Here is a 14,163-nt window from a genome sequence, read left to right as displayed (position 1 = left end):
GCGCCCAGGGTGGTGGCGGACGCGGCGGCAGCGGCGGGGGAAGGTGGGAAGTCGTACAGGGGGTGCAGGTGGCACCCCGCCGCTGCCGCCCGGGCTGCTCCACTCAACGTTCTAGCCGTACTGAAACAAACCGCGTTTGTCCTCCTGGCCGGTTCTGCCGGACACTGGGGGGCATCATGGGCATTTCGGGGTACACGGGGCGGGCCCGGTGGCGCGGGCTCGTCGGACTTCTCTTTCTCGCGGGACTCGTCCTGGCGAGACCGGGCATGGCACTGGACCCCGAGCGCCGTGTCTCGCAGTACAGCCAGGACTCATGGCGCGGCGACGACGGGCTGCCGCAGAACAGCGTGCTGTCGCTGGCGCAGACGCGCGACGGCTACCTGTGGCTGGGCACCTGGGAGGGACTGGTGCGCTTCGACGGGGCGCGCTTCGTCGTCTTCGACAAGCGCAACACGCCGGAGCTGCGCAGCCACACCATCCGGGCGCTGGTGGAGGACGCGGCGGGCACGTTGTGGGTGGGCACCGAGCAGGGGCTGGTGGCGTACCGCGAGGGCCGCTTCGAGCGGGCCCCCGGTGTCGCCGCGCCGCTGGAAGCGGTGAAGGTGTCGCGGCTGCTGGTGGCCGAGGGCTCGCTGTGGGTGGGCTCGTCCGTGGGGCTGTGGCGGGTGCCGCTGGGCGGTGGGCGGGCGCGCCAGTACACGGTGGAGGACGGCCTGCCGAATGCGTCCGTCACCTCGCTGGTCCAGGGAGAGGGCGGCACGCTGTGGGTGGGCACCAAGGGCGGACTGGCGCGGCTGGTGGGGGGCAACGTGGAGGAGACGCCCTTCGCCATTCCGGGGCCTCTTCCGCGGCCCGAGGTCCTGACGCTGAGCCGGGACTCCGCGGGTGTGCTGTGGCTGGGGACGGTGGAGGGACTCGTCTCCTGGGATGGGGCGCTCGCCCGGCGCTTCACCACGGAGGACGGGCTGCCGGAGAACTTCATCTCCTCGCTGTACACGGACGGCGACGGCAACCTCTGGGTGGGCACCCGCCGCGGCGGCCTGGTGCGCCGCACCACGGAGGGCTTCAGCGAGCCGGTGCCCGGCGCGGGGCTGATGGAGGCCGAGGTGATGTCCATGCTGGAGGACCGCGACGGTCACCTCTGGGTGGGCTCCTATTCGGGCCTGTTCCGCCTGCGCGACGGCCCGTTCACCACCTACGGGCTGCCGGAGGGGCTGGTGGCCCCGGAGGGAACGGTGAGCGCCGTGCTGGAGGACCGGCACGGCACCCTGTGGGTGGGCACGCTGGGGGGAGGGCTGTACCGGATGGAGGGCGGGCTCATCCGCCGCGTGGGCGCGGAGGAGGGGCTGCCGGAGAAGGTCATCCCCGCCATGCACGAGGATGCCCATGGAACGCTGTGGGTGGGCACCGTCAACGGCGTGTACCGGTATGACGGCAAGCGCTTCAGCCGGCTGCCCCAGGAGCAGGGGGGGCCGCGGGAGGTGGTGACGGCGCTCCTGGTGGACTCGCGGGGAGACAGGTGGATTGGGACGCCGAGCGGGCTGCTCCGGCTGCACGGAGGCGAGGTCTCCGTGTACGGCGAGAAGCACGGCCTGGCCCACCCCGTCATCGTCATGGTGGAGGACGCGGCGGGCCGGGTGTGGTTCGGCTCGGAGTCCGGGCTGCTGCGCTGGGAGGAGGACAAGAAGGGCTTCCGGCGCTTCACCCAGAAGGACGGGCTGCCGGGAGACGTGGTGCTGGCGCTGCTGGCGGACCCGGACGGCACGGTGTGGGTGGGCACGGAGACGGGGCTGGGGCGGTGGCGGAAGGACACCTGGGAGCGCTTCACCGTCGCGCAGGGGCTGTACGACGACGCGGTGTTCAGCGTGATTCCGGACGCCGGCGGGCACCTGTGGATGAGCAGCAACAAGGGCGTGTCCCGGGTGTCGCGGCGCGAGCTGGAAGAGGTGGCCGAGGGCAAGCGCACACGCGTGACGGCGCTGGGCTTCGACCAGCGCGACGGCATGCGCAGCGCGGAGTGCAACGGCAACACGCAGCCCTCCGCCTGGAGGGGCCGGGACGGGCGGCTGTGGTTCACCAACATCGGCGGCGCGATTGTCGTGGACCCGGCGCGGGTGAGCACGAGCCGGCAGCCGCCCGAGGTGCGGATTGAAGAGGTGCGGGTGCAGAACCAGCCCGTGCCGGTGGAGGGCCGGCTGGAGCTGCCGCCGGGCGGCTCGCGGCTGGACATCCGCTTCACGGCCTTCGCGCCGGTGGACGCGGAGAGGCTGCCCTTCCGCTACCGGCTCGTGGGCCATGACGACGGCTGGGTGAGCGCGGAGGTCCGGACGGCGACGTACACGGGCCTGCGGCCGGGCAGCTACCGCTTCGAGGTGCAGGCCCAGGGCCGCGACGGCCGGTGGACGGAGTCGGTGGGGCTGGACGTGGTGCTGGAGCCGAAGCTGTGGCAGCGCACGGGCTTCTGGCTGCTGTGCGTGCTGGGCGTGGTGCTGCTGGGCGTGTCCGTGTACCTGCTGCGCGTGGGACAGCTCAAGGCGCGCGAGCGGTGGCTGGCGGAGCGTGTGCAGGACCGCACGCGGGCGCTGGCGCGCGCCAACGAGGAGCTGGAGTCCCACATGCGCACGCTGCGGCAGACGCAGGCGCAGCTCGTCCAGGCGGGGAGGATGGCGGCGGTGGGGCAGCTCGCGGCGGGCGTGGGCCACGAAATCAACAACCCGCTGGCCTACATCGTGTCGAACCTGGAGCACGCGAGCGAGGAGGCGGACGCGCTGGCGCGGGAGCTGGCGGCGGACACGCGAGGCGTGGGGGCGCGGCTGCGGGACGTGAGCCAGGCGCTGCGCGAGGCGCTGCATGGCGCGGACCGGGTGCGGCGCATCGTCCGTGACTTGAAGACCTTCTCGCGTCCGGACGACGAGAAGACGGGGCCGGTGGAGCTGCACGCGGTGCTGGACTCGGCGGTGAAGATTGCCATGGCCGAGCTGCGCCCGCGCGCGAAGCTGGTGCGGGACTACGGCGACGTGCCGATGGTGGAGGGCAACGAGGCGCGCCTGGCGCAGGTGTTCCTCAACCTGCTCATCAACGCGGCGCAGGCGCTGCCGGAGGGGCGCGCGGAGACGAACGAGGTGCGGCTCGTCACGCGCATGGCGCCGGATGGGATGGTGGTGGCGGAGGTGCGCGACACGGGCATCGGGATTGCTCCGGAGTCGCTCGGCCGCATCTTCGACCCGTTCTACACGACGAAGCCGCAGGGCGTGGGCACGGGGCTGGGGCTCTCGCTGTGCCATGCGTACGTGACGGCCATGGGCGGCGCCATCTCCGTGGAGAGCGAGCCGGGCAGGGGCTCCGTGTTCCGCGTGACGCTGAGGCGCGCGGCCCGAGTGTCCGGGGCCGTGCCCGCCCTGCCCGCGCAGGAGTGGAGCGGCGCGCGTGAGGCCCGGCCGGTGCCCGCGCCGCCGGTGCGGGAACAGGCCACCGCGAAGGAGCCCAGGTCCAGTCCCGTCACCCAGGAGCGGGGCGGGGAGCGTGAGTCGATGCCGCCGCCAGCGCGGGAGCAGGGCGCCATCCCCGGGGCACAGTCGATGCCGGCACCCCTCTCGCGGGAGCGGGGAACGTCGCCGGCGAAGGACACGGACGCAAGGCCGGACAGGGGGGCCGCGCCGCGGCGGAGCCCGGACGCTCCGGACGCCGCTTCGGGCGCCACGGCAACGGCCGCGGTGGACGGCGCTCCAGGCGCGTCCGCGACGGGAGCGGAGACCTCCTCCGCGCGGGCTCCGGCGCGCGAGCCGCGCACGGACGCGACACCTCCGGAGTCCGCCCCGGGCGCGGTGCCCGCGCGCGGCCGGGTGCTGGTGGTGGACGATGATTCGCTGGTGAGCGGAGCCATCCGCCGCACGCTGTCGCGCGAGAACGACGTCGAGGTGCTGGTGAGCGCGCGGCAGGCGCTGGCGCAGTTGAGCGTGCCGGAGCCGCGCTACGACGTGGTGCTCTGCGACCTGATGATGCCGGAGATGACGGGCATGGACCTGTTCGACGCGCTGGTGCAGACGGCACCGCGGGTGGCGGAGCGGGTGGTGTTCATCACCGGTGGGGCCTTCACCCCGGCGGCGCGCACGTTCCTGGACCGCGTGGAGAACACCCGGGTGGAGAAGCCCTTCGACCCGGAGGCGCTGCGCAAGCTCATCCGCGCCGAGGTCGCGCGCGTCCGCCGTGAGTCCTCCGGACGGGCCGCGTAGTCACGCGGCCCCGGCCTCGAGGCCCAGGGCCTACAGGTCCAGCACCAGCCGCTTGGAGCGGGCGCGGGACACGCAGATGAGCATGCGCTTGTCGCCCGCGGGCTCCTGCTGGAAGAACGTGTCGCGGTGGTCGGGCTGGCCCTCGCAGACGCGGGTGACGCAGGTGCCGCAGGTGCCGGCCTCGCAGTCGCTGTCCACGCGCACCCCGTTGCGGCGCAGCACGTTGAGCACGGATTGCCCCGCGGGCACGTGCAGCACCTGGCCCGTGCTGCGGATGGTCACCTCGAAGTCGGTGTCCTCCCTGCCCGTGGCCGCGCTGGTGCCCTCGGCGGTGAAGGACTCGAAGTGCACCTTCTCCCAGGGCCACTTGTGGTGGGTGGCGGCGTCGCGCACGGCCTTCATCAGCCCGGCGGGGCCGCAGCAGTAGAGCCGGGCACCCGGCCCGCGAGTGGCCAGCAGCGCCTTCACGTCCAGGCCCTTCGACGGGTCCCCGCCGTCGAAGTAGAAGCGCACGCGGTCCTTGTAGGGCGCCTTGGAGAGCAGCTCGCGGAAGGCGGTGCGCTCGGGCGTGCGCGCGCAGTAGTGCAGCGTGTAGTCGGCGCCGGTGCGCTGGAGCAGCCGCACCATGGCCAGCATGGGGGTGATGCCGATGCCACCCGCCACCAGCACGTAGCTGCGCGCGAACAGCAGGGGGAAGTTGTTGGTGGGCGCGCCCACCTCCAGCACGTCGCCCACGTGCACGCGCTCGTGCATGGCGCGCGAGCCGCCGCGCCCGTTGGCATCGCGCTGCACGGCGATGACGTAGCGGTGCGTCTCGTTCGGGTCGTTGCTGAGCGAGTACGAGCGCACGTAGCCGCCCGGCCCCGGCACGCGCACCTCCAGGTGGGCTCCGGCCTCGAACGGAGGCAGCGAGCCCCCGTCCGCCGCGGCCAGCTCGTACGTCAGGATGTCCTCGGCCTCGCGGGTGATGTTCGCGACCCGAACACGCAGGGTGTCATTCACCACGGTCCTCCCCCTTCCCCTTCCCCGCCGCGGGCAGGGCGCTGCCCCGCGTCACGGTGGTCCGGACATTGGGCAGCAGCCTGCCGGGCGGTGATTGCCCCTGGGTACAGTGGGTTTGTTGCCATGTCGGCACCGCGGCGCGAGCTCCCCGGCATGCATCCGGAGCATGGCCGCCCGCCGGGCATCCGGGGCACCGGGCCTCTCCCATGCCGCCCCGGCATCCGGGCCCGGTCATCCCCACCTTGCGTTCATGCCGCGCTGCGCCAGGAGCTTCGCGCTCGGCGGAAGAGGCGCGGCCCACGACATTCGGGGAGGTGGATTCATGGATGCCATCGCGTTGCTGAAGGCGGACCACAAGACGGTGGAGCAGCTCTTTCGCAAGTTCGAGAAGGCGGGGCCCAACGCCCACAAGCTGAAGCGCAGGCTGGTGGACCAGATGGTGCACGAGCTGTCGGTGCATGCCTCCATCGAGGAGCAGGTCCTCTACCCGGCCGTGCGCGCGCGCGTGGAGGAGCTGGACGACGAGGTGCTGCGCTCGCTCGAGGAGCACCACGTGGTGAAGCTGGTGCTGGCGGAGCTGGACGGGATGCCGCCGGAGGCGGAGCGCTTCGACGCCAAGGTCTACGTGCTGATGGAGAACGTGCGCACGCACATCCTGGAGGAGGAGAGCGAAATCTTCCCCGCCGTGAAGAAGGCCTTCCGCCCGCAGGAGCTGCGGACGATGGCGGACGTGCTGGAGATGGCGAAGAGGGCGGCGCCGACGCGGCCGCACCCCCTGGCGCCGGACACGCCGCCGGGCAACCTGGTGGCGGGCGCGGTGTCCGCGATGATGGACATGGGACGGGACGCGCTGCGGGCCGCGCGCCGCAAGGCGACCACGAAGGTGCGCTCGGTCGCCGGGCTCCGTCCGGGCCAGCAGCGGGAAACCCGCCCGGCGTACGAAGCGGCCGGCGACGCGGCGAGCCCGTGAGGCCGGCGCGGCGGAGGGCTCGTGGAAGGAACATTCCTTCCACGGGCCGGTGAGGCCGGCGCGGCGGAGTCTCCTGGGGCGCCCTCACTTTCCGCGGAAGGAGGGCGCGCCCCACGCATACGGGGACTGCGCGGCGCCGTGAATGCCGTACGGGGCGGAGCCGTCCCAGGGGGTGAGGACGTTGCATCCCGACCCCGCTGTACTGGACCGCCCGAGGAAGCGCCATGCTCCACACACGACCTGTCCGCCCCCTGTTCCTCGCCGCCATGCTGCTCTCCAGCCTGGTTGCCGGCGCGCAGTCCACGCCCGCGTCCACGCCGCGTCCGCCGGTGGACCCGCAGGTGCGGACGATTCGCGTGGAGGGCACGGGCGAGGTGAAGGCGCAGCCGGACGAGGCCTTCCTCGACCTCGCGGTGGAGACGCTGGCGCCGAACGCGAAGGCGGCGGGGGAGCAGAACGCGAAACGGATGGAGAAGGTCATCGCGGCGCTGACGTCCGCGGGCATCGCGCGGCGGGACATCCAGACGCGCAACTACGCGGTGTATCCGGAGTACGCGCCGCCGGCGCCCCACGAGCAGGAGCCGAAGCTGCGGGGCTACCGGGTGAGCAACCTGGTCAGCGTGCACGTGACGGAGCTGTCGAGGGTGGGAAGCCTGCTGGACCAGGCGCTCGCGGCGGGGGCGAACCGGGTGGACCAGGTGCGCTTCGGGCTCAGCCGTGAGGACGCGGTGCAGGGCGAGGCGCTGCGGCAGGCGGTGGCGCGCGCACGCAAGTCGGCCGAGGTGCTGGCGGCGGCGCTGAACGTGAAGCTGGGCGCGGTGCTGGACGCGAGCACGGTGACGGAGCCTCCGCGCCTGTACCCGGCGCGAGTCGCCATGGCGGAGACGGCGGACGCCCGCTCGGCGACGACGCCCATCCAGCCGGAGGAGCAGACGGTGCAGGCGAAGGTGACGCTCATCTACGTCATCGAGCCCTTGAAGTAGTCGCCTGCCCGCCCTGCCTCGCACCGCGAGGCGAGGAGCCCCCCGGGTTCTCGGCCGCCGGGGCCGTCCTCATGTTGAGAGAGGAAGGGGAGGAACGCCGGGGCCAGTCTTCCTGCTCCGGTGGGAGGGCACGAGGCGATGAGCGGCACGCGCAAGTGGACGTTCCTGGGGCTCGTCGTGGGCGGCCTGTGCCTGGGGTGTAGACAGCAGGAGGTGGCGAGGGAGGAGCCCTCGGCGAGCGAGAGAGAGGGGCGCTCCGAGGTGCTGCGAGGCATCATGGCCTCGAAGGAGCGGACTCCGGACCCCGCGGCGATGAGGGGGCCTTCGGGTCAGGCCACCCCAGGCGCATTGGGACAGGGTGGCTCAGGCCGCCCCGAGCCCACGGGGCGGCTGCAAGGCCAGGTGACGTGGGTCGGAGACGACGAGCTGCTCATCCGCGACCCGGGAGGCGTGGAGCGCGACGTCGAGGTGAAACCCGAGACTCGTCTCCAGGAGAAGGGCTCGCCCGTGACGCTGCGCAGGTTCTCCGAGGGCGACGAGGTCCGCGTGAGCTACGACGAGGGACCGGGGGGCTGGGTGGCACGCGAGGTGGAGTTGCTGCCCGCGCCGGAGTCACCGCCTCCGCCCGGGCAGAATCCCCGTCCCCGCGAGGACGGCGCGGAGCCGCCGGGGCGGATGGCTCCGCCCCGCTGACGCCGCGCGAAGCGGGGCTACTCCTTCAGAACGAGCCGCCGTCCGCGCGCCGGCCCGCGGAGGAGCCGAGTCCCGGGTTGAGCGTGGTGTGGAGGACGAAGCCGGCATCCGGCGCCGCGTCGGGCATCCGGTTGATGGACACGTTGTCGACGGTGCTGGTGTAGCTCAGCGAGTCCACGATGCCGCCGTCGGGAGCGCGGAGGCTCGGGCTGTCGCCATCGTTGTTGAGGCCGAGCTGCCCGGTGGACGCGGCCTGGGTATCGGGCGTACCCGCCGGGAAGCCCCGGGGGCCCCCGTAGACGACGAAGGCCCTGCCCGGAGCGAGCGACGTCCCGGAGGGGAAGACGTGCCGCAGGAGGGCGGAATCCCACAGCATCCAGCCGGACAGGTCCGCGCTGGAGGTGCCGGCGTTGACCACCTCGATGAACTCGTAGTGGTTGTCCACGCCACCATCCGGCATGGAGGGCTCGTTGGCGAGCACCTCGTTGATGAAGAGGTGCGAGGGGGATGACACGCCCGGCTCACCACCCAGCGCATAGCGGCTGATGACGGGGTAGTGGTCGCTGACGACGTTGGCGTAGTTGGAAATCCAGGCATCGGGACGCAGCACCCGGACCGAGCCGGGCACGTATTCCACGGCGAGCTCGTTGGTGGCGAGCGTGTGGTCGATGGCGTCGGGATAGCCGGTGGTGGTGCGCTCACCCCCGAGCGACAGCGGCCGGGTGATGAAGGTGTAGTTCGGGGTGTCGAGCACGAAGGGCTCGAAGGGGCTGGCGAGGTATGCGCCGAAGTCGTCGCGGGTGATGGAGCGGTCGACGTCGTCGTTCCAGTCGCCGATGACGAGCACGCGCTCGGTGGGCAACAGGGAGTCGAGGTAGCTCTTGAGCGCGGAGCCCGCGCGCTGCCGCTGTCCGTAGGAGACCTGGTCAGCGAAGGCCTTCATGTGGAGGACGATGACGACGAGGGGCTCGTCGAGGCCGCTGATGGTGAAGTCCACGCGCAGGGGCGGGCGGCCGGCGAAGTCGGCGGACTGCGAGGTGAGGATGAGCTGGGCGCCCTGGAAGGTGAGGGAGCTGTCGTAGAGGATGCCGGGCTTCTGCTCGCCGATGCTGTACCAGGATGAGCCCCCGAGGACGAAGGACTCGTCGTTGGCGAGGAAGCCGCTGTAGCCGGGGAGCTGGGCCTTGAGGGTGGCGAAGTCCTCGCTGTCCACCATCTCCACGAGTCCCCACAGGTTGACGCCCGCGTCGCCGAGGATGTTGCTGGCATGGGCAATCTGCAGGTCATCGCTGGTGCCGCCGTCGGAGGAGGAGCTCGGAGGCCCCTGGTTGGGCGCGCCGAACCACTCGATGTTCCAGTGGCCCACGGTGAGAGGGATTCCCCCGGCGCGCACCGTGAGGGACAGCGCGCGCGAGTCCTCGATGCCCTCGGCGTCCTGCACGAAGACGGTGAAGCTCGCGGTGCCCGCCGCCGTGGGCGTGCCGGAGAGGACGCCCGAGGTGGACAGCTCCAGCCCGGCGGGGAGTGAGCCGGTGTGGCTCCACATCAACGGGGCCCGGCCGTCGGAGGCGGTGAGCGTGGCGCTGTAGGACTGGCCCACGACGCCGTCGGGGAGCGAGGCCGTCGTCACGCGGGGCGAGATGTAGACGGGCAGGGTGAGGGGTCGCTCAGCGAAACGGCCGTTGATGTCGGTGACACGAGCGGTGAAGGAACGGGTGCCGCCGGTGCTCGTGCCGCTGATGAGGCCCGACGAGGAGAGTGAGAGCCCCGGGGGAAGCGAGCCCGAGGTGAGGCTCCAGCTCATGGGGGCCTTGCCGCCCGAGGACTGCAGCGAGGTGGAGTAGCTCTCCCCGAGCCGGGTCTCGGGAAGCTGGAGGGAGGTGATGATGGGACGCGGACGGACGGTGAGCGCGAAGGCTCGCGAGTGGGTGCGTCCGTTGGCGTCCGAGACGATGACCTGCCCGGAGGTGGAGCCCTCGGAGGGAGGCGTGCCGGAGAGCTGGCCGCTGCTGGAGAGGCTCAGCCACGCGGGCAGGGTGCCGGGCGTGAAGAAGGTGTACGGCGGCTTTCCGTCGGTGACGGAGTACGTGACGCTGAAGGCCTCGCTGACATAACCGTCGAGCTGGAGGCTCGGGCCCGAGAGGGAGGGCGGCCGGTACACCGCGAGGGAGAGCGTCCGCGTGGAAGTGCGCCCGCCGCTGTCGGTGACGCGGACGGTGACGGAGGGGGCGACCGCGGCGCCGGGTGCACCGGAGATGGTGCCGCTGCTCGCGGTGAAGGAGAGGCCCTGAGGCAGGGCGCCGGAGTCGATGGACCAGGAGTACGGCACGCGCCCGCCGGTGGCGGTGAGGCTGGCGGTATAGGACTCGCCGACGTACCCGTCGGAAAGTGAGGCGGTGGTGACGGTGGGCGGCGAGTAGACGGCGAGGGACAACGTCCGGCTGTCGGTGCGGCCGCCCTCATCGGTGACGCGAGCGGTGAAGGTGGAGGAGCCCGCGGACGAGGGCGTCCCGCTCACCGTTCCGTCCGAGGCGAGCGCCAGGCCCGAAGGCAGCGAGCCGGAGACGTGGGTCCAGGAGAGGGCGCCACGGCCGCCGGAGGCGGAGAGCCGGGTGCTGTAGGGCTTGCCCGTGTCCCCATCCGGGAGCGCGGTGGTGGTGATGGCGGGGGGCGCGTGGACGGTGAAGGAGATGGAGCGCGAGGCGGCGCGGCCGTTGGCGTCGCGAGCGGTGACGTCGAAGGTGAACGTGCCTGCCTGCCCGGGTCTGCCGTGAAGGAGTCCCTCCGCCGCGAGCGTCAGTCCCTGTGGGAGCACGCCCGAGGTGCTGAAGAGATAGGGCGCCTTGCCACCGGACGCGGAGAAGGGAAGCGCGATGCTGTCATTGACGTAGGCGCTCTGGGCGGCAACGGCGGCGAGCGTGGGAGGTGTGTACGTGGTGAGGGACACCTCGCGGGTGTCGGTGCCGCCCTCGGCATCGGTGGCGCGGACGGTGAAGGAGGAGGTGCCGGGGGCGGACGAGGTGCCGTCGAGTGCGCCCGAGTCGAGGAGCTGGAGTCCGGCGGGCAGGGTGCCCGCGGTGAGCGCCCACGTGTACGGAGGTTTCCCGCCCGCGGCGGAGAGGCCGTGGCCGTAGGCGGCATCGGTGTACGCGTCCGGCAGGGTGGTGGAGGTGACGGTGAGGCCGTTGCGGACGGTGAGCTGGAAGGAGGCGGAGGCGGAGCGGCCGTTGAGGTCCTGGACCTGGAGTGTGAAGGACGCGGTGCCCGCGGCGGTGGGGGTGCCGAGGATGGAGCTGCCCTCCAGGCGGAGCCCCGCGGGTAGCGAGCCCGCGCTGACGCGGAGGGAGAGCGGGCCCCGGCCGCCGGTGGCGTTCAGAGAGGCCGAGTAGGGCGCTCCGACGACGGCGAGGGCGAGCGGGGTGTCGGAGAGAGAGGGCGGCGCGAAGACGGAGAGCGTGAAGTCGCGTTGCGCGGAGAGGCCGGAAGCGTCCTGGACGCCAAGGGTGAAGGAGAAGATGCCGGGGGCCACGGGCGTGCCGGAGATGCGGCCATTCACGGCGAGCCGCACGCCCGAGGGGAGCGCGCCGCCAGCGAGGACCCAGGTGTACGGGGCCGTGCCGCCGGAGACGGCGAGCGGGGCGCTGTAGTCGCTGCCGAGGTACGCATCCGGAAGCGCCGGGGTGGCGACCGCGAAGCCGGGGCCGCGGACCTCGATGCCGAGCACCCTGCGAGCCGTGTGGCCAGCCGAGTCGCGGACTTCGAGGGTGAAGGTGACGGAGCCCGCGGTGGAGGGAGTCCCGGAGATTTCGCCCGAGGCGGAGAGCGTCAGGCCCGCGGGGAGGGAGCCCTCGATGAGGTGCCAGGAGTACGCGGGTGAGCCACCGGAGGCCACGAGGGTGGCGCTGTAGGGCTGGGCGACGGTGGCGGCGGGGAGCTCCTCGGTGGCGAGGGTGACGGAAGTGCCACCCCCGTCGTTGGAGCCCGAGCCACCGTCTGTCGGATTGCCGGGGCCGGAACCGGAGCACGCGGTCAGGAGGAGGGCGAGGAGCAGGGACGGGACGCGCGGGAGCTGCATGAAGACTCCGGCCCGGCGGTGCAGGCCAACGGAAAACTGGGGCCACAACTGTATTGCCGTCCTGTGAGCCAGGCGCATGGGTCCTGATGTACCCATTCAGGAAAGAAGAAGGGCCGCGGCCCTGTGAGGAGCCGCGGCCCGAGGTGTTTCACGCGTGGGAGTCGAGAACGTCCGTTACGGCGCGGTGTTCGCGGCACCCGGCGAGGTGGCGGTGGCGTTCAGCATGAAGTCCGCGCCGTTGTTGTTCGTGTCCGTGCCGTTCGGGAGGCGCTGGATGGACGAGCTGGCCGCACCGCTGTCCGTCGGGGCACGGTTGCCCTCGGCGAAGTTCAGGGAGGCGTCGCCGCCGCTCGTGGGAACGGTGAAGGCCGAGTTGCCACCCGTGCCGTAGAACACGGAGTCCAGCAGCCGGCCCGTCGTGAAGTTCAGGAGGCCGATGCCGTCGGGGCCGTTCTGGATGGCGTTGGTGGCGGGGGTGATGGTCTGCCGCAGCGCGGTCGCGGGCAGCGTGCCCAGCACGGAGGTGGCGCCCACCACGAGGTAGCCGCCCGGGGCCAGGCTGGTCACGGCATTGCCATCGGCATCCACCACGGAGTCCAGCGCGATGGTGGTGTACGGGGTCGACGTCGCGGTGCCCGCACCGTTGACGAACAGCAGGCGCACGTCGCTCAGCGTGACGGCCTCGGTTCCGACGTTGTAGATCTCGACGAACTCCGCGTTGTCCGTCCCCTGGTTGTCGTAGTCGACCTCGTTGATGATGAGCGACGGAGGAATGAAGCCGCTGAACTGGGCGGTGTTGGCCGTCGTGTCGATGTCCTTGCCCAGCCGGTCCGTGACTCCCGTCACGGTCAGCTCATAGGCCTGTCCGGAGGTCTGCGCGGCCGTGGTCAGGGTCACCCTGTTTCCGTCGACCGTCACGCTGTCCACCTGCAGGTCCGGGATGGAGAAGTCGGCGGCCTGGACCGAGCCGGCGTCGAGCGGGCGGCTGAAGACGACCACCACCTGGGTGGCGCTCGAGGCGGTCGCGCTGGACAGCTTGGGGGCGGGGCAGTTGCTCAGGGTCAGCTGGCTGGCCTCGAAGGCCGACGGCTGGGACGTCGTGTTGAAGCGCCACACCGGGCCCGCGTTCAGCGTGAACTGGCAGGTGTCCTCGACCCCGAGCTCCGACACGAGCGCGAGCGGCAGACGGAGCCGGATTCCCGAGACCGCCTCGGTCTCTCCGGCGGTGGTGATGGGGAACCCGAGGAACCCGGTGCCCGCGCCCGAGGACGAGCCGGCGATGGCGCCGCTGAGCATGATGAGCTCGCTCTCGTAGGTATCCGCCGCCTCCAGGTCGCTCGCGCTGGAGCGGTCGACCTTCAGGCCCGCGGGCGTCGCCGTGTCGAGGTTCTGCACGGGGTGGCCCTGGCTGATGACCGTCACGTCCGAGACGCTCTGGGCAATCCTCACGCCGGTGGTGGTCGCCTTCTCCGTCACGGAGAGGCTGACGCGGTCACCGACGGCCACCTGGCCCAGGGCGGTGGCGTCGGACACGAACAGCGCGGGCCCGTTGGGCTCCGCCTGGAGGAAGAAGCCCGCCGGCTCGCTGCTGCCCTCGACCGCGGGCTTGCGCGCGGTGACGAACGCGCCGGTGATGGAGAGCGCGGGGGCCAGCGCGCCGTCGGTCGCGTCCACGACCGCCTGAAGCTGCGCGCTGGTGTCCGCCGGAGCCGTGGTGACGCTCGAGTCCACGCAGGTGTTCGTGTCGCTGCACACCTGGGTCAGCGAGCAGTGCGCGTTGGTGACGCACTGGACGCAAGCCGTCCCCTCATTGCAGATGGGCGCCTCGGCCGTGCAGCCGTCGTCCTGGCCGCTGCCCTCGGCGGTGTCGGTGCAGAGGGTGCCCGCATCCGTGCCCGCATCCGTGCCCGCGTCAGGCGGCGGAGGCTGGGTGATGTCCCGCTGCTCGCACGTGCCGTCGTTGCAGGTCCACTCCTTGCCCGGGTCCGGCTGACCATTGTCGTTGCGACAGTCGAACGCATCGACGCACTCGTCGCCACAGCCCGTGCCCACCGTGACGAGCACGGCGGTCAGGAGAGCCGGAAGCCAATTCCGTCTCAGCATGTGTTCCCCTCCATGGGATACAGGTACTGGCTCCCCTTACACCTGAACCCGGAGAGGGTCCATTGGGCGCCCTCCAGGTCACAGGCATTTCACGCAGGTCTGACC

General features: G+C 71.9%; 7 protein-coding genes. 4 read left to right on the top strand and 3 right to left on the bottom strand.

Annotated elements, in window-relative coordinates; translation table 11 throughout:
• Positions 1 to 266 precede the first annotated feature (266 nt).
• Positions 267 to 4,232 carry a two-component regulator propeller domain-containing protein gene (locus K8638_RS33745; protein ID WP_223758803.1) on the top strand — a complete coding sequence of 1,322 codons (3,966 nt, stop codon included), beginning with the start codon at positions 267 to 269 and terminating at the stop codon, positions 4,230 to 4,232.
• Positions 4,233 to 4,262: 30 nt separating this feature from the next.
• Here K8638_RS33745 and K8638_RS33740 read toward each other — a convergent pair whose 3' ends face one another.
• On the bottom strand, positions 4,263 to 5,234 hold the full coding sequence (locus K8638_RS33740; RefSeq protein ID WP_223758802.1) for a PDR/VanB family oxidoreductase: 972 nt from the start codon (positions 5,232 to 5,234) through the stop codon (positions 4,263 to 4,265).
• 322 nt (positions 5,235 to 5,556) lie between these two features.
• Between K8638_RS33740 and K8638_RS33735 the strand changes: the two genes are divergently transcribed.
• The 3 genes from K8638_RS33735 (at position 5,557) to K8638_RS33725 (ending at position 7,880) form a co-directional block, all read left to right on the top strand.
• Positions 5,557 to 6,204, top strand: coding sequence for a hemerythrin domain-containing protein (locus K8638_RS33735; protein ID WP_223758801.1), 648 nt, complete (start codon positions 5,557 to 5,559; stop codon positions 6,202 to 6,204).
• A gap of 224 nt (positions 6,205 to 6,428) precedes the next feature.
• Positions 6,429 to 7,187, top strand: a complete 759-nt coding sequence (locus K8638_RS33730) for an SIMPL domain-containing protein (RefSeq protein ID WP_223758800.1) — start codon at positions 6,429 to 6,431, stop codon at positions 7,185 to 7,187.
• Between the two features lie 138 nt (positions 7,188 to 7,325).
• The gene (locus tag K8638_RS33725) at positions 7,326 to 7,880 is read left to right on the top strand and encodes a hypothetical protein (protein WP_223758799.1); all 555 of its coding nucleotides are present in this window, start codon (positions 7,326 to 7,328) and stop codon (positions 7,878 to 7,880) included.
• Between the two features lie 25 nt (positions 7,881 to 7,905).
• On the opposite strand, the gene K8638_RS33720 is transcribed toward K8638_RS33725, so the two are convergent.
• Together K8638_RS33720 and K8638_RS33715 are read right to left on the bottom strand one after the other, a co-directional pair.
• Entirely contained in the window at positions 7,906 to 11,955 is a 4,050-nt protein-coding gene (locus K8638_RS33720) for a putative Ig domain-containing protein (RefSeq protein ID WP_223758798.1), read from the bottom strand.
• Positions 11,956 to 12,129: 174 nt separating this feature from the next.
• Entirely contained in the window at positions 12,130 to 14,058 is a 1,929-nt protein-coding gene (locus K8638_RS33715; protein WP_223758797.1) for a lamin tail domain-containing protein, read from the bottom strand.
• Positions 14,059 to 14,163: the final 105 nt, after the last annotated feature.

Source organism: Myxococcus sp. RHSTA-1-4, from assembly GCF_020037125.1.
In the GTDB taxonomy this organism is placed as follows: domain Bacteria; phylum Myxococcota; class Myxococcia; order Myxococcales; family Myxococcaceae; genus Myxococcus.
This window is presented reverse-complemented; position numbering and strand designations above follow the sequence as displayed.

Coding starts and splice junctions, on each gene's coding strand:
- K8638_RS33720 (WP_223758798.1), bottom strand. CDS start 11,955: ATGCAGCTCCCGCGCGTCCCGTCCCTGCTCCTCGCCCTCCTCCTGACC.
- K8638_RS33715 (WP_223758797.1), bottom strand. CDS start 14,058: ATGCTGAGACGGAATTGGCTTCCGGCTCTCCTGACCGCCGTGCTCGTC.
- K8638_RS33730 (WP_223758800.1), top strand. CDS start 6,429: ATGCTCCACACACGACCTGTCCGCCCCCTGTTCCTCGCCGCCATGCTG.
- K8638_RS33725 (WP_223758799.1), top strand. CDS start 7,326: ATGAGCGGCACGCGCAAGTGGACGTTCCTGGGGCTCGTCGTGGGCGGC.
- K8638_RS33735 (WP_223758801.1), top strand. CDS start 5,557: ATGGATGCCATCGCGTTGCTGAAGGCGGACCACAAGACGGTGGAGCAG.
- K8638_RS33745 (WP_223758803.1), top strand. CDS start 267: ATGGCACTGGACCCCGAGCGCCGTGTCTCGCAGTACAGCCAGGACTCA.